We start from the raw sequence: 21,881 nt of genomic DNA, 5'->3' as shown, positions 1-21,881 counted from the left end.
CAGGGGATCACCATGTTTGCTTATATCGTCCGACGTTTGCTGGAAATGATCCCGGTTTTGCTGGTGATCTCCCTGTTGGTGTTCGGTTTCATCAAGCTGTTACCGGGTGACCCGGCACGGATCTATGCCGGCCCCGACGCGCCCATTGAGGCGGTGGAAGCCGCCCGTGAGCATTTGGGGTTGAACGATCCGCTGCCGCAGCAGTATCTCCACTGGCTGACCGGGTTGGTACACGGTGACCTTGGCGTCACCTACCGTACCCAGCAGCCGGTGCTGAGTGTCATCAAGAAAAGTTTTCTGCCGACGCTATGGCTGGCGCTGGCCGGTTTCGCCTGGTCGGTGATCCTTGGCCTGCTGATCGGCGTATTTGCCGCGCTTAAACGCGGCAAATGGCAGGACTGGTCACTGATGAGTCTGGCCGTAGGTGGCATTTCGATGCCGCCGTTCTGGCTCGGCCTGTTGTTAATTCAGTTTGTCGCTATGCCGTTCGGCCTTTTCTCGGTCAGCGGTTTCAACAAACCGACCGACATTATTCTGCCCGCGCTGACGCTGGGCGCGTCGGTCGCAGCGGTGATGGCGCGCTTTACCCGCTCGGCGTTTCTGGAAGTCATGCAGGAAGACTACGTGCGCACCGCCCGCGCCAAAGGGCTGCGCCAGCGATTGATTGTCTGGAAACACGTGATGCGTAACGCGCTGATCCCGGTTATCACCATGCTCGGGTTGCAGTTCGGCTTTCTGCTGGGTGGTTCGATTGTGGTGGAAAGCGTGTTCAACTGGCCGGGGCTCGGCTGGCTGTTGATTGAATCCATCAAGAGCCAGGATCAGCCGGTGATTCAGGCACTGGTGATGCTGTTCGTATTTGAATTTATCCTGATCAACCTGCTGGTCGACCTGCTGTACGCAGTGGTGAACCCAGCCATTCGTCTGCGTTAGGAGCTGCGATGAACACCTCTCAAGAACCGATCGTGGCACCCTCCTCCGCCCTGAACGACAGTACGATTCGTTCACCGTGGCGCGATTTTCTGCATGCGTTCATCCGCAACCCGATGGCGCTGGCCTCCGGCGGTTTTGTGTTACTGCTGGTGCTGGTGGCGGTGTTCGCCCCCTGGCTGGCGCCCTGGAACCCGATGGAGCCAGACTGGATGGCGCTCGGCGCATCGCCTTCCGCCAGCCACTGGATGGGCACCGACGATCTGGGCCGCGATGTGATGAGCCGCATCATATACGGCGCACGCATTTCGCTGTACATCGGCATCGTCTCCGTCACGCTGGGTATGGTGGTAGGCATCGCCCTCGGCTTGCTGGCGGGCTACTATGGCCGCACTATCGACATGCTGATCATGCGCGGCTGCGACGTATTATTCGCGTTCCCCGGCATGTTGCTGGCGATTGCCGTGGTGGCAATCCTCGGCCCTGGCCTGAATAACGTGATTATCGCGGTAGCGGTATTCAGCGTACCGGTGTTCGCCCGCATTGTGCGCGCCTCCACGCTCTCACTCAAACAGGCGGCCTACGTTGAAGCCGTCCGCTGCGCTGGTGCGCCGGACCGAGTCATCCTGTTACGCCATATTCTGCCGGGTACCTTGCCGAACGTGATTGTCTATTTCACCATGCGTATCGGCACCAGTATTCTGACCGCTGCCGGGCTGAGTTTCATCGGCCTGGGGCCGGAACCGGACGTGCCTGAATGGGGCAACATTCTGGCGATGAGCCGCAGCATGATGATGGCAGGCCAGTGGCACGTCAGCGTCTTCCCCGGTTTAGCGATTTTCTGCACCGTGCTGGCCTTTAACCTGCTGGGCGATGCGCTGCGCGATACGCTGGACCCGAAACTGAAAAGCTGAGCAAACCGATCATGACACCTTATCAACAGGCGCAACTGTTACCGCTGCTGCAACGCTGGCGGACAGAGCGACAACTCGGCACACCGCGCCTGCCCTGCGGCCCGCATAATCGCCTGAGCGACGTGCCCGGCGTGCGGGTCGGCCATGCTACGCTGGCCGAAGGCGAGATTCAGACCGGCGTGACCGCCATTGTGCCAAACAGCGATAACCTGTTTATACAGCCGCTGCCCTGCGGGGCGGCTGTGCTCAACGGTTTCGCCAAACCGGTAGGGCTGGTGCAGATTGAAGAACTGGGGCAATTACAAACCCCCATCCTGCTCAGCAACACCCTGTCAGTCGGCACACTCTTCACGACGCTGGTACGCGACGCGATTGCCCGTAATCCCGAACTGGGCCGCCGTTTGCCGACCGTCAATCCACTGGCGCTAGAGTGCAACGACGGCTGGCTCAATGATATTCAGGCGCTGGCCGTCACCGAAGCGATGGCGCGCGCCGCGTTGGATAGCGCCACGGTGGATTTCGCTCGTGGCAGCGTGGGTGCCGGTCGCGGCATGAGCTGCTTCGCGCTCAAAGGCGGCATCGGCACCGCCTCGCGGCAGATTGCGGAACTGGACGCCACCCTCGGGGTACTGGTGCTGGCCAATTTCGGCACACTGCCCGCCCTGACGCTGGGCGGCGTGCAGGTCGGCGACGCCATTGCGCCGTTGCTGCCAGAGCTGACGCCGCAGCAGGATGCCGGTTCCATCATCATTATTATGGCGACTGACGCCGCACTTGATGCCCGTCAGTTGACCCGCATCGCCCGCCGTGCGGGGGCCGGGCTCGGCCGCCTCGGCAGCTATTGGGGGCATGGCTCCGGCGATATCGCGGTGGCCTTTTCCACCCAACCCACACCGCGACCACCGGAAGACGCGCAACTGGAGCCGTTACTGAATGCCGCGGCCGACGCCACCGAACACGCGGTGCTGGATGCATTGTTACACGCCGAAGCCGTCACCGGTTTTCGCGGCCACCATCGCCCGGCCCTGACACAGGTACTGGACCGTCTGGCACAAGATTTCGCATAACCGCCTGAGCACAGGCGATAAGGACGCTGACATGAAAGTATTTATTTCTGCGGATATCGAAGGCATCGCGGGTGTGATGCGACCGGAACAGTGTAGCCCCGGCACACCGGAACACCAGATAGCACGCGGGTTGATGGAACAGGAAGTGAACGCCGCCATCGAAGGCGCGTTCGCCGGTGGTGCCAGCGAGGTGGTCGTGGCCGACAGTCATGCCGCCATGACCAACCTGCGCGCTGAAAACATCGACCCGCGCGCCCGTTTGGTGCAGGGCAAACCACGCGGTTTGTCGATGGTGGAAGGGCTGCAACAGCAGCAATTCGATGGTTTGATGTTCATCGGCTACCACAGTGCCGCCGGTGAGCACGGCGTATTGGCGCACACCATTAACGGCCGGGCATTTTATCGGGTGCGTATTAACGGTGAAGTGATGGGCGAAAGCGACATCTACGCAGCGGCAGGTGCTGAACTGAACACCCCGTTGTGGCTGGTTAGCGGTGACGACACACTGCAAAGCTGGATCAACCGCTACTACCCGGCGGCCGATTATGCCTGCGTGAAACGCGCCATTTCCCAGACCGCGGCAGAATCGCTCAGCCCGGAGGCCGCCCGCAACGCTATCCGGCTGGCAGCAACCCAGGCAGTGCAAAAAGCGCATAAAGAAACCACCACCCGTTTGCAGCCACCGTATGAGCTGGAACTGATGGTCGCCAAACCAGTACTGGCAGACCTGTTCTGCCTGATCCCCGGCGTTGTTCGCAAAGATGCCATCACCGTGGGTTACCAGTCACCCACCATCGCGCCGATCGTCAGCTTGCTGGGTGCCTTTTCCTATCTGGCAACCACGCAGAATTAATGCCCTGAACATAAGGAAGTACATCCAAGATGAAACCGGTCATTGTGATTCATGGCGGCGCAGGCGCGCTGAGCCGCACGGCGATGGACAGTGAAAAAGAACAGCGCTATCGCGCCGCGTTGCAGGCGATTGTCACCCGTGGACAGGAGATTCTGGCGGCCAACGGCAGCGCGCTGGATGCGGTCACCGAAGCCGTACGTCTGCTGGAAGAGTGCCCGTTGTTCAATGCTGGCAAAGGTGCCGTATTTACCCACCGTGGCACCCACGAACTGGATGCCAGTATTATGGATGGCCGCTCGCTGGACGCGGGTGCCATTGCCGGGGTTAACCATATCCGCAACCCGATTCTGGCTGTTCGCACCGTGCTGGAACGCAGCCCGCACGTAATGTTCACGGCAGAAGGCGCAGAAACCTTCGCCCGTGAGCAAGGGCTGGAGATGGTCGAGCCAGATTTTTCTCCACCGACGAACGCTATCAGCAGTTGCTAAAAGCGCAGGCAGGCAATGACAAGATCCTGCTGGATCACGACGGCGAACGACAAACACAGCAGGGCGCCGATCCGCTCGATCCGGATCGCAAATTCGGTACGGTGGGAGCCGTTGCGCTGGACGCCGCCGGGAATCTGGCAGCCGCTACGTCCACCGGCGGCATGACCAACAAACGCGCCGGACGTGTCGGCGACTCACCGATCATCGGCGCTGGCTGCTACGCCAACAACCGCACCGTCGCGGTCTCCTGCACTGGCACCGGCGAGGTGTTCATGCGTACCGTCGCCGCCTATGATGTCTCCGCACTGATGGAATATGCCAACCTGCCGCTGTCGCAAGCCGCCGATAAAGTCGTGATGGAAAAAGTGCTGGCGCTGGGCGGTAGCGGCGGGCTTATCGCCGTTGATCATCAAGGCAATATCGCACTGCCGTTCAACAGCGAAGGCATGTACCGTGGATACGGTTATGTCGGCGAGGACGCCGTAGTGGGGATTTATCGGGATTAAACACCCGTCGGCGAAGGAAGTCGCACACCAGAAAGGAAAACCCGTATTCCTTTCTGGTACCAATAGATCAATCCATCAACCTCACCCGCGCTGATTGTTAACGAGTGGCAGAGCCAACACGTTTTTCTTTTCAAATTACCCTACTGCCAATATTTACACCCATATCATAAATAAAAAACATTTAGACAAAAGGATATAAATATGGTTAAGTGCGCTAATTAACAACAAGGAGCGTTGATAAACTATGGCTAATTTAATCTATTTAACGATCGAAGGAAAAAACCAAGGTTTAATTTCTTCCGGATGTTCTACATTTGAATCAATAGGTAATAAATACCAGAAAGCACATGGCGATGAAATATTTGTCCTATCATTTGAGCACGACATGACAAGGGCGATGAATATCAATCATATGCCTGTTTCGTTCACAAAACTCATTGATAAATCATCCCCATTACTTGGTGTAGCGATAACAGAAAATGAGGAACTCTCGTTGCACTTTAAATTTTATAGAACATCAGAAACCGGCGGAGTTGAACTTTACTATTCAATAAAAATAAATAAAGCCTTTATTGTTAAACTAAGCGTTATCTATCCCCACGCTATAAATCATGCTGATAACCAACCTGAAGAGCTCATAAGTATAAAATACTCTGATATTCAGTGGAGCCACCACATTGCCAGAACATCAGGATACAGTATATGGGGAGAGAGTAGTTTCTAAGGGAATAATATGAAAAATCAATTCTGTGATGTAGACGAGCTCGGCTTTCCAAAATTTAATGGATTCGACGTCATCAGATGGCAACTACCAGATAACCCTAGACTTATTACCGGAAAATACTACTTATGGGCTTATAAAACGGCTTATGTGACTTATAACAGAGAAAGAATTATACAATATGCGCATGAAGAAAACATACCAGCATTTTTATTAGCTGGTATCGCCTTGGCAGAAGTGGGTGGCACACCAGAACGATTTAAAGCCTATGGTGTATTGCAAATCAGGCAAATGATTAATGACAATTTCAACGGCAACAATACATCTTCAAATGCTACGTCAGTAGGTTCGCTCGCTATTCAGCTAAGAGCTGCAGCAGAAACTATTGGTATAAACCCTGCAACATTAACATCAAGACAGCAGTTGCAACTGTCTAATTGTTTATTATCAGATAGTTTTAATATAAGAATCGTTGCTAAACACATCAAAACACTCATCCTACATGACTATCCTGATATAGCTGACACCGGCTCACTAACTGATGAACAAGTTATTTTAGCTGGTTCAAGGTATAATAGAGGCATTGAGAGAAAAAAAGAAGACTTTATCAACTCACTGTCGTCACCCATTGGCTCACCACAACGAGAATACAGCTCTTACGGCAGAAAGATAGTTGAGAGAAAAGAATCCATCAATAAAATACTGAGAGGAAGATGACATGCGAATCCAGGTAAAATTTTTTATTTTTATCTTTTTTATTTCGTTGTTACATTTATTCTCTTTATTTAAGGAGGAATCCTACATTGATGGAAAAGAGGTTTTCAACGCCTGCGTGGCATTTAAAACATTTGTAACTGATGATATACGTGATGTTACTGCACCGATTTCATTTTTTCTTCTTATACTTCCATTTTTTATCATTCTCTTTAAAGAGCGATTTAAAAAAACAAGCACTATAATATTCATTTCTTTTTTATTTTTATACTGGCTATGGCGTTTCTTTATCAGATTGAACATCTGTTAGATGAAAATCCATATAGAGACAATGAAAGATAATTATAAATCCCCAATCAAAATTCACTATATCAAAAATAATTCGAGTAGCAGGAAAGTAACAAACATATCGTAGTGGGGATTTATCGGGAAAACACCTGAACGTAACCGGCTTGCAGACCTTGTACTTCCACCCCTTGAACCACAGACCGACCGGGTGTGACAAGGACTCTGGAAACCGGTGCATCCGGTGTCGGCCGGTAAAACACGTAGGGCTGACCATGCTCATCAGTCTGTATCGCCTCTGGCGCAACGGCCATGCCCTGCTCAGTGCGATACAAGATAACCGCCAGCCGCGCACTCATCCCGAGGCGAATGGGGGGCGTAAAGTCCGACAATGCGCTATCGACCGAGACCACGATGTCGTAGCGCGCGCCAGCGCTCTGCACATCCGTTTCGCTACCCTGAACGGCGATAGAAGCTATGTGCCCGACCAGTTCCTGACCAGCAAAACCGTCCCCGGTGATTTGTACCGGCATGCCTTCCTGCAACAAGTGCAAGTCGGTTTCCTCAACGCGCGCGAGTACCTGGAAACGATCCTGTCCAATCAGCGTCAGTAGCGGCGTTCCCTGCGCCACCTGAACACCGGGCTGCACCATCACCGGTCGGCTGTTTTCCGGTGTGGTGGGCCGGACAATAAAACCCGTGACCGGTGCGGTAATATCCCGGTGCGCGTACATCACTTCCAGTGCCTGATAACGCGCCTGTGCATTGAGCAACTCCATCTCGCCAATCTTACGTTCCTCACCCTGCCCGCGCGCTAACACCGTGGCAAATTCTTCCTGTGCCGCAAGTAGTTCCTGACGCTGCGTGCGTACTTGTTGCGTGAGCGCATCCACTTCCATTCGCGCCACAATACCGCGCGCAAACAGCGTTTGTGTATCGCGTAAACTGGCTTCGGTATTGCTCAATTCCTGTCTGGCATTTGCGACAGCGCGCCGTGCACGAGAAACCTCAGCCCCTTTTTCCCATTGACGGTATTGCTGTACCTCACGCTGAGCCTTGAGGACATCGGCCTGAGCCTGACGCATCTGGATTTCAAGCAAGGCAGGATCGAGGGAAAGCAGGATTTGATCCCTGACAACCGACTGGCCTTCTCGTACCCGCACCTCACGGACAACACCTTCAAAGGGGGCCGCCAGCGTTATCCTGGTCGCTGCCTGAATTTGCCCAACCAGACCAAGCTGATTTTCCAGACGCTGCGGTTCAATACGCACCCATTGCGCTGGTACGCTATCGGCAGCCCCGGTATCAGCATGTCGGAAAGACAGCCCGGCGACCAGCAGAACCAATGCGACCGTGCCCAGCGCCAGGAAACGTTGTTTTCGTGTCTTGATATTAATCATTCAGCGCGATATCCCAACTTTCCAGCGTAGTCCCTAATGCCTCATCCAATACCGCCTGAGCATTCATGTAACCTATCAGGGCATTAAGCCGCGCATTTTCCGCGTTGCGCAGATCGTTTTCAAAACTCAGCACCTGAAAGTTACTGGAGCGGCCGACCGCGAGTTTTTCCCGCTCAATGTCCAGCTTGCGACGCGATAAATCACGGGCACGCTGTGCTATTTCAAACTGTCGCCATCGCACACCAATATCCCGAACCGCATTGGTCACATCACGCTCAAGCTGCTGGCGGGCTTCAGCCAGTTGCAGCGCCTGATCGCGCACCCCGACTTGCGCCTGCACTTCGGCTTGCCGACGGCTCAGATCGCCGATTGGAATATCCACCTGAACGCCAACATAGTTTTCCCAGGTACGCGCATTACCGCTCTGCGTGTTTCGGTCATTAACCTGGTTAGTCCCACCGACCAGCGATACGTCCCACAACTGGTCATTACGCGCGACCGTCAGATTGATTTGCGCCTGCTCGCTGGCAATCAGATGGCTGAGATAAGCCGGTTGCAATGACTCGGCCTGGCCCAGCGCCTGCGCAGCATTCACGTCAACGCGCGATGCCTGCATGGCCTCCGTCGCTACAATCGGCGTATCCAGATTCAAAGCCAGCAATTGCAGCAGCGCCAGACGTGTCGTATCCAATTGATTACGGGCATCTTCATAACCCAGTTCCTGATTGGCGACTTCAGCCTCGGTTTGTACTATCTCGAACTCGGCCATACGACCAGCGGCTATCATGGCGCGGTTAACCTCAACCAATTGTCTGGCCCGCGCCAGCGCGTCCCGCGCAATCTGTACCTGCTCCTGCGCACGCAGTAACTCACGATAGGCGGTGATTATCTGGGTAATGGTCTGTGAAACCGTAGATTTCAGGCTGAGCCGGTTCATCTGTTCAGCCAACCGGGCCTGCCGTACCGGTGCGGTTGCGACATCTTTTCCTGCACCGCGCAGTAGTGGCTGGATAACTGAAAAATTTACCCCGTCATTACGCGACACACCCGCCACATTCGCGTCAGTACGTCGGTAAGCCCACCCCAGACTCACACGCGTACCATAAGGTGTGAGCAAGGTTGACGTCGGCGTCAGGTTACCCTGGCGATAGCGATCCGACTGGTTTCTGGTCGACAAATAGCTACTGCTGAGCACCAGCTTGGGTGTAAAACGATCTTCAGCCACACGCAGATCGAACTTTTGAGCCACCCGGTACAGATAAGCACTGCGGATAGCCCGGTTATCGCGTAATCCCAGATAGATGGCATCGCTGAGTGTCAGATCAATGGTCTGTTCATTGAGCGACACACGGTCGGTGGCCGGTGAAGACGCGCCGGAACGTGTCGGCTGAGAGGGGGTCAGTCGCGTATCCGCCCTGGCACACGCACCGAACAACATGAGTAACCACAAGCAGAACAGCACCTTATTCATCGCGTAACGCCTGTACCGGTTGGAGGCGCGCCGCTGACAACGCCGGATTGAGACCAAAAAACAGGCCGGTGAGCACCGAACTGCCTATTCCCAATGGCAACGAGAGGGGGGAAAGCGCAAAGCTCGCCCAGTCGGAAACCATCACAAATAACCAGGCGGCACCAATGCCGCCGACAGCCCCCACCAACGCGCCCACCACCGCCAGTGCGATGGCCTCTAGCAGAAACAGGCTGGCAATATCACGGGAACGCGCCCCCAGCGCCACACGCACACCAATCTCACGCCGACGCTCCGAGACATTCATCAGCATCACGTTCATCACGCCAACGCCGCCCGCCAGCAGAGAAATCCCCCCCAAACCTGCCAGCAACCAGGAAAACATGCGCGACTGTTGCGCAATACCCGATAATAATTGTTGTGGTATTTGTACTTCTATCTGACGACCCGGCAGTGCGCTCAGCAGCCAGTCGTGTAGTTGCGGTGCGATGCGTTCCAGCGTATCGCTACTATGGCTACGGGCCAGTAACATATTGATTTGCGGCGAGGGAACCAGACGACGCATACTCTCTCCCGGCACTAAAATGCTGTCATCAACCGACACCACCACCATCGGATTCTGCTCCCGGGGTTGCAGGATTCCCACCACCTGAAACAGATAATCGCCCAATTGCACTCTCTCACCGGGCGTGACGGAAATACCTTTCGCGAGCAGTTCAGCCGCGATATGAGCGCCAAACACGGCGTAAGTACTGCGAGCATCATACTGACTCAGAAAACGACCTTGCGCCGTTTGTAAGTCCAACACCCGTGCCAGGGCAGGATTGACCCCGACCACCACCGTATTGAAGGAGCGCCCTTGCACGCGGGCTTCAACCGACGTCATCGTCAGCGCAGAGGCCCCCAGGATATCGGGTATCACCTGATACAGCGCGGCGATGTCCAGTATTTCCGGTGTGTAGCGTCGTGTCTGATTACCGGCTGGTAACTGGATATTCGCCACTAGCAGATCGCTGCCCATATTCCTGAATACCGACATCGCCTGTGCCTCGGCGTTATGGCCAACATTGATCAACGCCACCACAGCTCCACACCCCATAGCAATCCCTAACAACGCCAGCACCGCACGGCGTCCCAGCATCCGCAGGCTCTCAAGCGGTTCTATTAATCGCTGGCGCAGTGAAGGCCCGTAAGCCACAGGCACCATCTCACGCATGAGACCGCTCCCATACCCGGCCATCCTGAACCTGAATGCACCGCTGCATGCGCCCGGCAATCTCCCTATCGTGAGTCACGATTACCAGCGTCACCGCCTGATCACGATTAAGGGTAAGTAGCAAATCGATAATGTCGCGTGCGGTTTCGCTATCGAGATTACCAGTAGGTTCATCCGCCAACAGCAGGGCCGGTTCCCCCACTAGCGCACGGGCAATAGCAACTCGCTGACGTTGCCCACCTGACAGGCTGGCAGGGCGATGATGAAGATGGTCAGCCAACCCGACGCGCACCAGTTGGTGCCGGGCTCTTTGCCTGGCTGAATGGGAGGGTATGCCCCGGTAACACAGTGGCAATGCCACGTTGTCCAAAATATCCAGCCGGGGCAGCAGGTTGAAGCTCTGAAACACAAAGCCGATGGCCTGATTACGCATCACAGCCCGCTCGTCGGCGCTCGCCTGCGTCATGTCATAACCTGCCAGCCACAGGCGGCCGGAAGTGGGTCTATCCAGCAAACCAGCGATATTCAATAAGGTGCTTTTACCCGACCCCGATGCACCAACAATCGCGCAGGACTGCCCTTTAGGGATGGACAATGAGACATCATGCAGTACCGGTCGCACCGCTGATGTTTGTGCCGCATAGGCATAAGTAATGTGTTCTAAACAAAGCGCATCCGTTATGCCAGTCTCAGGCATCCTGTCCTTTATCCTTTTGTTTTTATCGTGCGTGACTCTGCACTATTCCTTCAGATAGGTGACCCATTCAGCGCTATCCTCAACCCTTGTCATCTGGATGTGGTCTGCGCCTGCTCGGCCCGCAGCGTCAGGGCATTCAGTAACGGGCGCAGCGCCTCCTGCTGGCGGGTCAGGGCATCATCACTGCCGCCTTGCTGGATCTGCGTCATCAGTTGCGACGCGTAACCATCCGGCAACTGCGCTTCTTCTATCGCTGGCAACGACTGGTAGTGATCCAGCATTGACCTGTAACTACTGGCCGACACTCGCCCTGTGCGATCGTATTCCTCTTTCACTTTGGCAAACATTGCTTCGTTCCAGGCTTTTTCCTGACTATACGACTCTTCCCAGGCAGCCCGGCGCTCATTGACGGTAAATGCGCCGCTGTCGTCGTAGGTGATCAGCGCCAGTTGGTCGCGTGACATCCCCTTGAACGGGTTCGTCCCTTTACCGTTCAAAAAATCGGTCGCCTGTGTGGCTTGTGCCAGCCGCTGCGGGTCCGTTGAGTCCGGTACTTCGGCATCATACGCTGCCTTGTTCTGGTTATAACCGGGCCCCAGCAGTTTTTCGATAGTCGCATCCGCTATCGCCTTCAGCCCACTACGGTCCGTGCTGGCATCGCGAGCGGCGGCACGTGTCGCCGCCTCACTCAGTAACCGCGCCATGCCGGAGAGTTGCACACCGCCGCTACCGGTTGCCTGCGCGGCGTCTGTCACGGTGCTGGCTGTCGCAGGCTGTGCCGCTGTTGATGAACGCGTCAGCGACGCTGCCTCACTATAGGCAGAGGAAGAATTCAGGGTATTGATGTTAGCCATCGTTGTTCTTATCGCCTGTCAGGACTGGACTGCTTGCGCCTGCTCTGCCCGCAGCGTCAGGGCATTCAGTAACGGGCGCAGCGCCTCCTGCTGGCGGGTCAGGGCATCATCACTGCCACCTTGCTGGATCTGCGTCATCAGTTGCGACGCGTAACCATCCGGCAACTGCGCTTCTTCTATCGCTGGCAGCGACTGGTAGTGATCCAGAATCGACTGATAGGTGCTGGAAGATACCCGGCCTTTGCGTGCGTCTTCCTCATTCATTTTTGCAACCATTGCTTCACTCCAGGCCTCTTCCTGATCATACGCTTCTTTCCAGGCAGCCCGGCGCTCATTGACGGTAAATGCGCCGCTGTCGTCGTAGGTGATCAGCGCCAGTTGGTCGCGCGACATCCCCTTGAACGGGTTCGTCCCTTTACCGTTCAAAAAATCAGTCGCCTGTGTAGCCTGCGCCAGCCGCTGCGGGTCCGTTGAGTCCGGCACTTCGGCATCATAGGCAGCCTTGTTCTGGTTATAACCGGGCCCCAGCAGTTTTTCGATAGTCGCATTCGCTATCGCCTTCAGCCCACTACGGTCCGTGCTGGCATCGCGAGCGGCGGCACGCGTCGCCGCCTCACTCAGTAACCGCGCCATGCCGGAGAGTTGCACACCACCGCTACCGGTTACCTGCGCGGTGTCTGTCACGGTGCTGACGGTAGCAGGCTGTGCCGCTGCTGATGAACGCGTCAGCGACGCCGCCTCACTATAGGCAGAGGAAGAATTCAGGGTGTTAATATTGGTCATAATCTGCTCCTGTTAATAACGCAAGGTGTCGTTTCATCAGGCTCCTGGCTTGATATTATCGGCAGGATAGGGTTGCCCCTCTCCACTACAGCCCTCGGAAGGGGAGAAAGGCAACACCAGATGGGGATTACTTCATCGTGAACTCAACGCTCCACGCATAAGTGGAGAAATTTTGAGAAGTAATGGTAGCGTTACATACCGCCCCACCACTCGCCTCGGCATTTTTGGTCCACTTCGGTGACTTCAGAATCTTGCCAGTTAACGCGCTGCCCGGCACGATGGTGTTGATAAAGGTGGTGCTAAATACGCAGGTCTTTCCACCGATGGTGTAGCGCACCACAGCGGCATTAGCGTCAGGGCTGATTGTATTCTGTACGCGATATACATTTAGGTCTTGAGCAGCGATCTGGGATAAAGGTTTCGGACTGGCAATAGCATTGGTGCTGATCTCGTTGTTGGTGATCGGCTTGTAAGTTGCAGTTTCATTGCCCAAATTCTTAAACGTAATAGTTACTGCTGGCCCAGCATACGCAGCCCCAGCTGCAGACATCATTACCGCCGTCATTGCGGCACCCAGGATATTTTTTTTGCTTAACATATTAATAGTTTCCATGTGTTGACATTATTTCTGTCACAGAGCGGCACTCACGCCTGCTCTGTCCGGTCTACAGCAGGTGCTGTAAATCCTCTCCCGGTCACTTTGCAGCCCTTGCCTTCCGTGAAGAACACCCCAGCTCACGCAAAGTCCCTTTAAGAGCCTATCCCATTAGGGCTATTTCACTTGCCATTTTGGCCCTGGGCAGTGCTCGAACTCCTCACGTACTCCGTGTACGCTGCGGGTTCTCCGCGCTGTCCGTGTCCAAACTGGCTACGCCAATAACGCCTACTGGGATAGGCTCTACGTCATCAGCAATAAAACACTGAAGAGGTTAACGGCCAGAACACTGGAAACTTTAAAATTATTTATGAGTTAGCGATTCCGCTAATGATAACGATGGGTCGTGTGACTGCTGTCACCCACGCTGATACCGCACCACCCGACTGCGATTCAGTAACAATGTCAGGTAGCCATCTTGTATCAACAACGAGAACCGTTTTTCCCACGGCCCGTCTTGCACAGTCGCCAGTGCACGGCCGTTGCCGAGCGGTTGCAGAGAACCGGCGATCGCCGCCGGACCGAGCCCCATCACGATACGGTCACCGTCGATCACCAGTTCGCTACGGGTGTCCGGCCAGTACCAGCGGCCTTGCAGCCGCGCCACGCTATCGTCAGCTTCCACCGGCCAAAAACGGCACGGTGCGTGGCCGATTTCTCCGGCTATCGCCATGCCGTCCTGCCGTAATCTCATCGGCAGATGGCTGGACAATGACGCCGCCACGCCGGGCTCTTCGCTACGGTACAAGGTTTCCGTCGCCCCCAACCAGCAGGCACCTGGTCCTTTCACCTCCAGCCAGTGCCCGCCCTGATCTGCAACATACAGCCCCGGCGTCAGGTCATGACCGCGCGTGGGCAGCGGCTGACCCAGCAGCGCCGACATCACCCGCAGCACACTGTCGTAGGTGGCGACATCTTCGCGGTTAGCGACCAGCGCTACCCCCGCCTGTGATAAGGGGTCGAGCAGGAAGTAACTCTTGTAACCGGCGTGAGAGCCGCCGTGCCCTACCAGTTGTGCCGACCCAATGCAGCTGTGCGCCACACCGAGCCCGTAGCCAGTCACGCAGCCATCACGCAGGTAGCGCGGCTGGGACAACCGTGCCAGCACGCCCTCACCCGGCCCCTGATTCATTAGCAACGCTTGTAGCCAGACGGTCAGGTCGTGCACGCTGCCGGTGACGCAACCCGAGGTGGACAGATGCAACCCGGCACAGGATAACTGCCAGCCCTGCGGCGCTCGCCAGTAGCCCGGCACCAGCCCGGGGACGATATCAAACCAGGTTTCCGGCGCGCTGAGGGCAATCCCCAACGGCTGGTTGATGTGCTGGCGCAGCAGGTCGGCAAAATAAATGCCCTTGGCTTTCAACGCTTCTTCCACCAGCCGGTAGCCGGTGTTGGTATAGGAGATCTCGCTGCCCGCCGGGTAATTCAGCTCGCCGTTCTCCGCCAGAAACGCCAGCAAGCTGTCAGCCGAGGTGGCGTTGTACACCGATAACCCCAGCAGCGACAGGCTTTCGCGCACATCCGGCAGGCCGGATGTCATATCCAGCGCCTGCCCGACCGTCACCTGACCGTTTTCGCCGGTCAGTTGCGGCAGATGCCTCTCAAGACGGTCCGTCAGCGCCAGAGCCTGACTGGCTGCTCCCGTCACCAGTGAGGCAAACAGGTGCTTGGTGACCGAGGCGAAACGCACCACGCTCTGGGTGGTAAACGGGGTGTTCTGCGCCAAATCCGCCAGCCCACCGCAACAGGCAGCCCGGATCTGTTCGCCGTCGAATAACGTGATAGCACCGCCCGGCTCACCGGGTTGATGCCAGGATTGTGTGATCGCCTGCGCTTCATCAATGGCGCGCTGCCAGTGTAATGTCATGCCGGTTCCTCCAGCGTCATGCTTAAATCGTACAGTTCCGCCGTGTGGGGGTGATGCAGGTTACGCGCCCGCAAGTCTTCCACACTGAGCTGTTCCACCATTTCGCCATGCTGCATCACACCGACGCGCTGGCACAGATGCGACACCACCGCCAGATTGTGGCTGACCATGATATAGGTCAGCCTACGCGCCTGACGCAGGTCTGTCAGCAGGTTGAGGATTTCCGCCTGCACCGAGACATCCAGCGCTGAGGTCGGTTCATCCAGCAATAGCACTTCCGGCTCGGCGATCAGTGCGCGGGCAATCGCCACCCGCTGGCGCTGGCCACCAGAAAGCTGATGGGGAAAACGAAAACGCGCCGCGGCAGGCAGGCCGACTTCCTCCAGCGCACGGGTAATGCGCTGTTCGGCACGATCGAAGCGGTGCACCAGCAGCGGCTCATGCAAAATACGATCGATAGTCTGACGTGGATGCAGTGATCCATACGGATCCTGAAACACCATCTGCACCTGCCGAAAAAAGCTGCGATCCCGTCGGGCTAATTGCGCCATGCCGCCAAACTCGATGCGCCCTTGCCAGTGGGTATTGAGCCCGGCCAGCGCACGTAAAATGGTGGATTTGCCGGAACCGCTTTCGCCCACCATACCGAAACTGTCGCCACTCTCCAGCGCGAAGGACACCCCTTTCACCACCTCGAGGTTACCGAAGGCAATGCGCAGGTTTTCTACGTTAATCATGCATTTTCCCCATTACGCATCCCTCCAGGCCGGGTCACGCTGCAGCACCGGCAGCCGGGCACGCGGGTGTTTCAACGACGGCAGGCAGGCCAGCAGCCCTTGTGTATACGGGTGCTGCGCCTGTAACAGTTCGCTGGCCTGTAGCATTTCGACGATCCGCCCGGCGTACATCACCGCGACGCGATCGCAAAAGTGCGACACCAGCGGCAGATCGTGACTGATCAGAATAAGCCCCATGCCACGTTGCGAAACCAGATCGTCAATCAGGCAGAGGATCTCCGCCTGCACGGTGGCATCCAGCGCAGAGGTCGGTTCATCGGCAATCAGTAATTCCGGGTCCGGTGCCAGCATCATGGCGATCATCACCCGCTGCCCCATACCGCCGGAAACTTCATGCGGATAACGCCCCGCCACCCGCTGCGGGTCACGAATGCGCACCTGATCCAACAGGTCGATGGCAGCATCCATCGCCGCACGGCGGCTACCGCCTTTGTGCTCGCGCCAGGCTTCCGCCACCTGCTGGCCGATGGTCATTACCGGGTTCAGCGAATATTTCGGGTCTTGCAGGATAAAACCGACCCGCTTGCCACGGATTTGGCGTAGCGTTTTTTCAGTGGCACCGCGCAGGTCGATACCGTCAAAACTCAGTTTGTCGGCCTGAACACGGGCGCTGCCCGGCAGCAGTTGCATCAGACTACGGGCCGTCAGCGACTTACCGGAACCGCTTTCACCGACGATAGCGAATTTTTCCTTACCAACACTGAAGCTAACGCCACGTACCGCCTCAAACGTTTCCATCCGGTTGGCAAACGCGATACGGAGATTCTCAATTTCCACCAGCATTTAGCGCTCCTTCGGGTCCAGCACATCACGCAGGCCATCACCCAAAAAGTTAAAGGCCAGCGAGGTCAGGAAAATGGCGACGCAGGGCACTAATGGCACCCACCAGGCGTTGAACAGGAAACGCCGCGCGGTGGCGATCATCGTGCCCCACTCCGGTGACGGCGGCTGTGCACCCATGCCAAGAAAGCCCAGACTGGCGGCGGTGATGATGATGGAGCTCATGTCCAACGTCACCCGCACAATCAGGCTCGGTACGCACAACGGCATAATGTGGCGCAGAATGATGCGCAGCGGCGCAGCACCGGTCAGGCGGCTGGCGGCGATAAAATCGGTATGACGGAATTGCAGCGTTTCCGCTCGCGCCAGCCGGGCATACGGTGGCCAGGCGGTCAGCGCAATCGCCAGAATGGCGCTTTCCACTCCCGGTTTCAGCGCCGCGACAAACGCCAGCGCCAGCACCAGTCGAGGAAAGGCCAGAAAGATATCGGTCAGCCGCATCAGGATTTTATCCAGCCACCCACCGGCATAACCGGCGATACAGCCAACCAGCAGGCCGATGGGCGCGGTCAGCGCCACCACCGCGAGCACCATACCGAGCGTGGTACGCCCGCCGTAGACAATACGGCTGAACACATCACGCCCCAGTTCATCGGTGCCGAACCAGTGCGCCGCAGACGGCGCGGCCAACCTGTTAGACAGGTTCTGAAAACCGGGGTCGTAAGGGGCCAGCCAGGGGGCCACCAGTGCCAGCAGCATCACCACCGCGATGATGATCAACCCTATCACCGCCAGCGGATTGGTGCGAAACCCCAGCCACAGGCGGTAACGCTGCCCCCACACCGCCTGACGGCGTGTGGCGGGCGTTTCGTCGAGCAACCAGGCTCGTGAGACCAAAAAACTCATGTTACGCGGGGATCCAAAAGTCGATAGAAAATGTCAGCCAGCAGGTTCAGCAGCACATAGACTGCGCCTACCAGCAACGTGGCACCCACCACCGGGTTCATATCTGCGTTGAGCAACGCGGTGGTAAGGTATTGGCCCAACCCCGGCCAGGAGAAGACGTTTTCTGTCACCACCGCCCCTTCGAGCAGCCCGGCGTAGGTCAACGCCAGTACGGTGACCAGCTGTACCGCAACCGTGGGGAACGCGTGCCGCCAGACCACCCGACGGGACGATAACCCTTTGGCGCGGGCGGTGATCACAAACTCGCCGCTGAGTGCGTTAAGCATGAAGGTGCGGGTCATACGGGTGATATACGCCATACTGAAATACGCCAGAATCAGCACCGGCTGCACCATGTGCGCCAGCGCGTCACGCAGTGCGTCATAGTCACCCGCCAGTAGCGAATCCACCGTCAGCAACCCGGTCACGTGCGGCACCATATCCTGAAAGATGATGTCCTGCCGCCCCGGCCCCGGCGCAATGCCCAGCACCGCATAGAACACCAGCAGGCTGAGTAACGCCAGCACAAATACCGGCAGTGAATGGCCCGCCAGACAGATGACGCGAATCACCTGATCGACCCAGCGCCCCTGGCGCACCGCCGCCCACACCCCCAGCGGAATGCCGACCAGCGCCGCGACGATGATCGCCGCCGTCGCCAGTTCCAGCGTGGCAGGGAAATAACGAGCAATATCGGTGGTGACCGGGTTAGAGGTCAGCACCGAACGACCTAAATCGCCATGCAGCAGTTGATTCAGGTAGTGACCGTATTGCACCCACAGGGGCTGATCCAGCCCCATTTCCTGACGCACCCGCTCCACCACCGCCTGCGGGGCATTGTCCCCAACGGCGGCAAGCACCGGGTCGGTCGGCATAATCCGACCGATGAAAAAGGTCAGTACCGAAAGCCCCAACAGGGTCAACAACAGGCTGCCGAGCGTACTGCAAAAACGAATCAGTATCTGCATCAGGCTTTCTTCACCTGCTGGTAAGGCACCTTGCTTAAGACCGTCATAGTGACGTCGCTGAGGTTCTTGCGACAGGCCAGCGTTTTCTCATCCTGCATCATCAGTGTGAACGGGCTCTGCTCACGGTGGTTACGTTGCAGGGTTTCGTACAGCGCGATGCGTTTAGCCGGGTCCTGCTCATGCAGCGCCTGCTCGGTCAACTGATTGAATTTTTCATCCGACCAGTTGCAACGCCACGCCAGCGTGCGGTTGCGCGCACCCTCGCTGTTGTCGGTGTTGATGCAAAACGCTTCGGCGTTGGAGTTCGGGTCAAAATAGTCGGCCCCCCACGCTGTCAGCGCCAGTTGCTGCTGGCGGGCGCGCATTTTGGTCAACACCTGACGGTTTTCCGCCGCGATCAGTTTCACGCGGATGCCGATAGCGCCCAACTGGGTCTGGATTGCCTGCGCGATATCCGGGTACGGCTGCGCGGAGTAGTGATCCAGGGTAATGTCAAAACCATCGAGATAACCGGCGTCTTTCAGCAACGCTTTGGCTTTGGCGACATCCAGGTGGAACGGGTTATCGTCCAACGCCGCCGGGAAGCCGCCCGGCAGGAAGCTCTGATGAACCTTGTGCGTGAGCGGCAGAATGTTTTTCTGGATGCTGTCGTAGTCCAGCGCCCACTTGATAGCCTGCCATACCTGCGGCTTTTTCAGGAACTCGTTGGCGGTATTGCAAGACAGCAACATCACGCTGGCGATGCTCTCGCGCACCAAATGGTAGTTGCTGTCGTTCACCAACGGACGGATCTGCTCGGTGGTCAGGTTGCGGGCGATATCCACGTCCCCTTTTTGCAACATCAGCAACTGGGCGGACGGGTCAACAATGTGTTTAATCAGCACCCGTTTGAAGGCGTTGTTCGCCGGGAAGTGATCGTTTTTCTGCAAAATGATGCTTTCACTGGCCTTCCAGCTCACCAGCGAGAACGGGCCGGAACCGGCGCTATTCTGCTTCAGCCACTGGTTGCCCAGATCGTCATTTTGCTGATTCGCCAGAGCGGCTTTTTTCTGCACGATGCTGCCCACCGGAGCCGACAGGCAATACAACAGGAAGGTTTCCGCCGCCGGTTTATCAAGGCTTATCACCAGTGTGCTGTCATCCGGCGCGGTAATGTGCTGCTCCACATTATCTTTGGTAAAACCGAACTGGTTGATGATGAACGCCGGGCTCTTATCCAGCTTCACCGCACGTTGCAGCGAGAAGGCCGCATCGGTAGCGGTCACCGGCGAGCCATCAGCGAATTGGGCCTTCGGGTTGAGGTGAAAAGTGAACGTTTTGCTGTCGTTGGCCACTTCCCAACTGACAGCCAAATCACCAATCACCTCTTGCGGGTTGGTCGGATTCGGCATCACCAGACGCTGATAGAGATTGCCGATAATTTCAGTTCCCACCGCCTCGAACCCTTCCTGCGGGTCGAGACTGGTCATGTTATCAAGCTGCATCGCCATCACCAGCATGGATGGCGGCGTATCGGCGAACGCGGTGTTCACATTAAGCCAGGACAGGAAAGGTACGGTAGCGCAACCGGCAAGAAAACGTCTTCTGGTAACCATTAATCCCCCAAGTGTCTGATTTTAAAATACAAAATAAGATATTTTTTTCTTTTTGCGGCTTGACAGACATCACGGGCGCTGGCTTAAATGGTGACGCGGCGAACAAAATTTCTCCGCCTGAATGACCTGCACCAGGAAGGTGCACATCAGGTTCCATCTCAGAAAATCATTTTCCTTCAATCCAGTATCGGTACTTCATCCATGTCAGATTCGCCTGTGTCAGACAAGCCGCTTGAGCAGCACGCCGCACTCCCTGTCTTTGATGGTCACAACGACGTGTTATCACGTCTGTGGCGGCTTCATCGCGATAATCCCACCGATGCCTTTCTGAACGGGCCGTCGCAAGGTCACATTGACCTGCCCCGGATCCGGCAGGGCGGATTCGCTGGCGGCCTGTTCGCCACCTACGTTCCTTCTGCCAATGGTGATGCAACATCCATACCAGATGGTAACGTTTCATTAACGACTCCATCGATGGCGCAGGCGCGTGACATCAGCTTCTGGATGCTCTCCACCCTGTTGCGCCTTGAAGCGGCGTCTGGCGGGCAACTGCGAGTCTGCCGCAGCGTGGCGGATATCCGTCGCTGCATGGCAGAAGGCGTGGTGGCCGCCGTGATGCACATCGAAGGTGCCGAGATGCTGGATGCCGACCTGGATCTGCTGGATATTCTCTACGCCTCTGGGCTGCGCAGCCTGGGGCCATTGTGGAGCAGGCCGAATATCTTCGGTCAGGGAGTGCCCTTTCGCTTTCCTTCCTCCCCAGACACCGGCGACGGCCTGACCGACGCCGGGCTGCGACTGGTACGCGCCTGCAACGCCAAACGCATTCTGGTGGACCTCTCCCACATGGATGAAAAAGGCTTCTGGCAAACGGCAGCGGTTTCCGATGCACCATTAGTAGCCAGCCACTCCAATGCCCACGCCTTGTGCGCCCAGTCGCGCAACCTGACAGACAGCCAATTGGCGGCGATTCGCGAACGCGACGGGTTTGTCGGCGTCAATTTTGGTACCTCCTTCCTGCGTGCCGACGGCCGTAAAGACCCGACCGCCACGGTGCAGGAGATCGTCCGCCATGTGGAGTATCTGCTGGAAAAATTGGGAGAAAATGGCGTCGGCTTCGGTTCCGATCTGGATGGCACCACCATCCCCGGTGACATGAAGGATGTGGCCGGTTTCCCCATTTTGGTGCAGGCACTGGCCGGGCGGGGCTACTCACGCACTCTTATGGAGAAGATCTGTTACGGCAACTGGTTGCGCGTGCTCGAAGCCACCTGGGGCGAATAGCCAGCAGCCGCGGCTTACAGCGGTTGCACCGCGTTTTTCAATTATCTGGCGTGAATTTTGCTTGTTTATACGTTGGATCGTGCTCCATCGG

General features: G+C 56.7%; 21 protein-coding genes and 1 pseudogene. 9 read left to right on the top strand and 13 right to left on the bottom strand.

The features are described 5' to 3' along the window. Positions 1-12 precede the first annotated feature (12 nt). The 8 genes and pseudogenes from DZE2538_RS00800 to DZE2538_RS00765 all read left to right on the top strand — a co-directional run bounded on the left by DZE2538_RS00800 (position 13) and on the right by DZE2538_RS00765 (position 6,503). Entirely contained in the window at positions 13-933 is a 921-nt protein-coding gene (locus tag DZE2538_RS00800) for an ABC transporter permease (protein WP_019844125.1), read from the top strand. An 8-nt stretch (positions 934-941) separates the two neighbouring features. Continuing rightward, the gene (locus tag DZE2538_RS00795) at positions 942-1,844 is read left to right on the top strand and encodes an ABC transporter permease subunit (RefSeq protein ID WP_012882887.1); all 903 of its coding nucleotides are present in this window, start codon (positions 942-944) and stop codon (positions 1,842-1,844) included. Positions 1,845-1,855: 11 nt separating this feature from the next. Next, on the top strand, positions 1,856-2,911 hold the full coding sequence (locus tag DZE2538_RS00790; protein ID WP_038915354.1) for a DmpA family aminopeptidase: 1,056 nt from the start codon (positions 1,856-1,858) through the stop codon (positions 2,909-2,911). 31 nt (positions 2,912-2,942) lie between these two features. After that, positions 2,943-3,764 (top strand): M55 family metallopeptidase, encoded by an 822-nt coding sequence (locus DZE2538_RS00785; RefSeq protein WP_012882885.1) that lies wholly within the window; start codon positions 2,943-2,945, stop codon positions 3,762-3,764. Between the two features lie 29 nt (positions 3,765-3,793). Next, positions 3,794-4,758: pseudogene (locus DZE2538_RS00780) on the top strand (isoaspartyl peptidase/L-asparaginase family protein). A 244-nt stretch (positions 4,759-5,002) separates the two neighbouring features. Then, positions 5,003-5,482, top strand: coding sequence for an Hcp family type VI secretion system effector (locus DZE2538_RS00775; RefSeq protein WP_038915353.1), 480 nt, complete (start codon positions 5,003-5,005; stop codon positions 5,480-5,482). Positions 5,483-5,491: 9 nt separating this feature from the next. Continuing rightward, entirely contained in the window at positions 5,492-6,196 is a 705-nt protein-coding gene (locus tag DZE2538_RS00770; protein ID WP_038915352.1) for a hypothetical protein, read from the top strand. 1 nt (position 6,197) lies between these two features. Then, entirely contained in the window at positions 6,198-6,503 is a 306-nt protein-coding gene (locus DZE2538_RS00765) for a DUF2645 family protein (protein WP_038915351.1), read from the top strand. 112 nt (positions 6,504-6,615) lie between these two features. Here DZE2538_RS00765 and DZE2538_RS00760 read toward each other — a convergent pair whose 3' ends face one another. From DZE2538_RS00760 to DZE2538_RS00700, 13 genes are all read right to left on the bottom strand, one after another. Further along, a complete protein-coding gene (locus tag DZE2538_RS00760; protein ID WP_038915349.1) occupies positions 6,616-7,878 on the bottom strand; it encodes an HlyD family secretion protein in 1,263 nt (420 codons plus the stop codon). Further along, complete coding sequence (locus DZE2538_RS00755; RefSeq protein ID WP_038915348.1) at positions 7,871-9,349, bottom strand: TolC family protein; 1,479 nt, start codon at positions 9,347-9,349, stop codon at positions 7,871-7,873. The genes DZE2538_RS00760 and DZE2538_RS00755 overlap by 8 nt, the downstream gene beginning before the upstream one ends. Then, positions 9,342-10,562, bottom strand: coding sequence for an ABC transporter permease (locus tag DZE2538_RS00750; protein ID WP_038915347.1), 1,221 nt, complete (start codon positions 10,560-10,562; stop codon positions 9,342-9,344). Before DZE2538_RS00750 ends, DZE2538_RS00755 begins: the two co-directional genes overlap by 8 nt. Continuing rightward, the gene (locus DZE2538_RS00745; protein WP_038915346.1) at positions 10,555-11,259 is read right to left on the bottom strand and encodes an ABC transporter ATP-binding protein; all 705 of its coding nucleotides are present in this window, start codon (positions 11,257-11,259) and stop codon (positions 10,555-10,557) included. Before DZE2538_RS00745 ends, DZE2538_RS00750 begins: the two co-directional genes overlap by 8 nt. Positions 11,260-11,348: 89 nt before the next feature. Beyond that, positions 11,349-12,113, bottom strand: coding sequence for a hypothetical protein (locus DZE2538_RS00740; protein WP_038915344.1), 765 nt, complete (start codon positions 12,111-12,113; stop codon positions 11,349-11,351). Between the two features lie 18 nt (positions 12,114-12,131). Beyond that, positions 12,132-12,896, bottom strand: coding sequence for a hypothetical protein (locus DZE2538_RS00735; protein ID WP_038915343.1), 765 nt, complete (start codon positions 12,894-12,896; stop codon positions 12,132-12,134). Between the two features lie 127 nt (positions 12,897-13,023). Further along, positions 13,024-13,509, bottom strand: coding sequence for a hypothetical protein (locus tag DZE2538_RS00730; protein WP_236616986.1), 486 nt, complete (start codon positions 13,507-13,509; stop codon positions 13,024-13,026). Positions 13,510-13,909: 400 nt separating this feature from the next. Continuing rightward, a complete protein-coding gene (locus DZE2538_RS00725; RefSeq protein WP_038915341.1) occupies positions 13,910-15,421 on the bottom strand; it encodes a serine hydrolase domain-containing protein in 1,512 nt (503 codons plus the stop codon). After that, a complete protein-coding gene (locus DZE2538_RS00720) occupies positions 15,418-16,158 on the bottom strand; it encodes an ABC transporter ATP-binding protein (protein ID WP_019844131.1) in 741 nt (246 codons plus the stop codon). The genes DZE2538_RS00725 and DZE2538_RS00720 overlap by 4 nt, the downstream gene beginning before the upstream one ends. Before the next feature lie 12 nt (positions 16,159-16,170). Continuing rightward, complete coding sequence (locus tag DZE2538_RS00715; protein WP_038915340.1) at positions 16,171-17,001, bottom strand: ABC transporter ATP-binding protein; 831 nt, start codon at positions 16,999-17,001, stop codon at positions 16,171-16,173. After that, positions 17,002-17,904 carry a nickel transporter permease gene (nikC, locus tag DZE2538_RS00710; RefSeq protein WP_012882870.1) on the bottom strand — a complete coding sequence of 301 codons (903 nt, stop codon included), beginning with the start codon at positions 17,902-17,904 and terminating at the stop codon, positions 17,002-17,004. It lies immediately after the preceding gene. Continuing rightward, positions 17,901-18,911 carry an ABC transporter permease gene (locus DZE2538_RS00705; protein ID WP_019844133.1) on the bottom strand — a complete coding sequence of 337 codons (1,011 nt, stop codon included), beginning with the start codon at positions 18,909-18,911 and terminating at the stop codon, positions 17,901-17,903. The genes nikC and DZE2538_RS00705 overlap by 4 nt, the downstream gene beginning before the upstream one ends. Then, entirely contained in the window at positions 18,911-20,506 is a 1,596-nt protein-coding gene (locus DZE2538_RS00700; RefSeq protein WP_038915339.1) for an ABC transporter substrate-binding protein, read from the bottom strand. Before DZE2538_RS00700 ends, DZE2538_RS00705 begins: the two co-directional genes overlap by 1 nt. Positions 20,507-20,707: 201 nt before the next feature. Here DZE2538_RS00700 and DZE2538_RS00695 point away from each other — a divergent pair, with 201 nt between their 5' ends. Further along, positions 20,708-21,790, top strand: coding sequence for a dipeptidase (locus tag DZE2538_RS00695; RefSeq protein WP_038917079.1), 1,083 nt, complete (start codon positions 20,708-20,710; stop codon positions 21,788-21,790). Positions 21,791-21,881 lie beyond the last annotated feature (91 nt).

Source organism: Dickeya zeae NCPPB 2538, from assembly GCF_000406165.1.
GTDB classification, from domain to species: domain Bacteria; phylum Pseudomonadota; class Gammaproteobacteria; order Enterobacterales; family Enterobacteriaceae; genus Dickeya; species Dickeya zeae.
The sequence above is the reverse complement of the archived record's forward strand: the minus strand, read 5'-3'. Positions and strand labels throughout refer to the sequence as shown.

Excerpts from the sequence above, each read along its gene's own strand:
- DZE2538_RS00800 (WP_019844125.1), top strand. The coding sequence starts at position 13 with ATGTTTGCTTATATCGTCCGACGTTTGCTGGAAATGATCCCGGTTTTG.
- DZE2538_RS00795 (WP_012882887.1), top strand. The coding sequence starts at position 942 with ATGAACACCTCTCAAGAACCGATCGTGGCACCCTCCTCCGCCCTGAAC.
- DZE2538_RS00790 (WP_038915354.1), top strand. The coding sequence starts at position 1,856 with ATGACACCTTATCAACAGGCGCAACTGTTACCGCTGCTGCAACGCTGG.
- DZE2538_RS00785 (WP_012882885.1), top strand. The coding sequence starts at position 2,943 with ATGAAAGTATTTATTTCTGCGGATATCGAAGGCATCGCGGGTGTGATG.
- DZE2538_RS00775 (WP_038915353.1), top strand. The coding sequence starts at position 5,003 with ATGGCTAATTTAATCTATTTAACGATCGAAGGAAAAAACCAAGGTTTA.
- DZE2538_RS00770 (WP_038915352.1), top strand. The coding sequence starts at position 5,492 with ATGAAAAATCAATTCTGTGATGTAGACGAGCTCGGCTTTCCAAAATTT.
- DZE2538_RS00765 (WP_038915351.1), top strand. The coding sequence starts at position 6,198 with ATGCGAATCCAGGTAAAATTTTTTATTTTTATCTTTTTTATTTCGTTG.
- DZE2538_RS00760 (WP_038915349.1), bottom strand. The coding sequence starts at position 7,878 with ATGATTAATATCAAGACACGAAAACAACGTTTCCTGGCGCTGGGCACG.
- DZE2538_RS00755 (WP_038915348.1), bottom strand. The coding sequence starts at position 9,349 with ATGAATAAGGTGCTGTTCTGCTTGTGGTTACTCATGTTGTTCGGTGCG.
- DZE2538_RS00750 (WP_038915347.1), bottom strand. The coding sequence starts at position 10,562 with ATGCGTGAGATGGTGCCTGTGGCTTACGGGCCTTCACTGCGCCAGCGA.
- DZE2538_RS00745 (WP_038915346.1), bottom strand. The coding sequence starts at position 11,259 with ATGCCTGAGACTGGCATAACGGATGCGCTTTGTTTAGAACACATTACT.
- DZE2538_RS00740 (WP_038915344.1), bottom strand. The coding sequence starts at position 12,113 with ATGGCTAACATCAATACCCTGAATTCTTCCTCTGCCTATAGTGAGGCA.
- DZE2538_RS00735 (WP_038915343.1), bottom strand. The coding sequence starts at position 12,896 with ATGACCAATATTAACACCCTGAATTCTTCCTCTGCCTATAGTGAGGCG.
- DZE2538_RS00730 (WP_236616986.1), bottom strand. The coding sequence starts at position 13,509 with ATGGAAACTATTAATATGTTAAGCAAAAAAAATATCCTGGGTGCCGCA.
- DZE2538_RS00725 (WP_038915341.1), bottom strand. The coding sequence starts at position 15,421 with ATGACATTACACTGGCAGCGCGCCATTGATGAAGCGCAGGCGATCACA.
- DZE2538_RS00720 (WP_019844131.1), bottom strand. The coding sequence starts at position 16,158 with ATGATTAACGTAGAAAACCTGCGCATTGCCTTCGGTAACCTCGAGGTG.
- DZE2538_RS00715 (WP_038915340.1), bottom strand. The coding sequence starts at position 17,001 with ATGCTGGTGGAAATTGAGAATCTCCGTATCGCGTTTGCCAACCGGATG.
- nikC (WP_012882870.1), bottom strand. The coding sequence starts at position 17,904 with ATGAGTTTTTTGGTCTCACGAGCCTGGTTGCTCGACGAAACGCCCGCC.
- DZE2538_RS00705 (WP_019844133.1), bottom strand. The coding sequence starts at position 18,911 with ATGCAGATACTGATTCGTTTTTGCAGTACGCTCGGCAGCCTGTTGTTG.
- DZE2538_RS00700 (WP_038915339.1), bottom strand. The coding sequence starts at position 20,506 with ATGGTTACCAGAAGACGTTTTCTTGCCGGTTGCGCTACCGTACCTTTC.
- DZE2538_RS00695 (WP_038917079.1), top strand. The coding sequence starts at position 20,708 with ATGTCAGATTCGCCTGTGTCAGACAAGCCGCTTGAGCAGCACGCCGCA.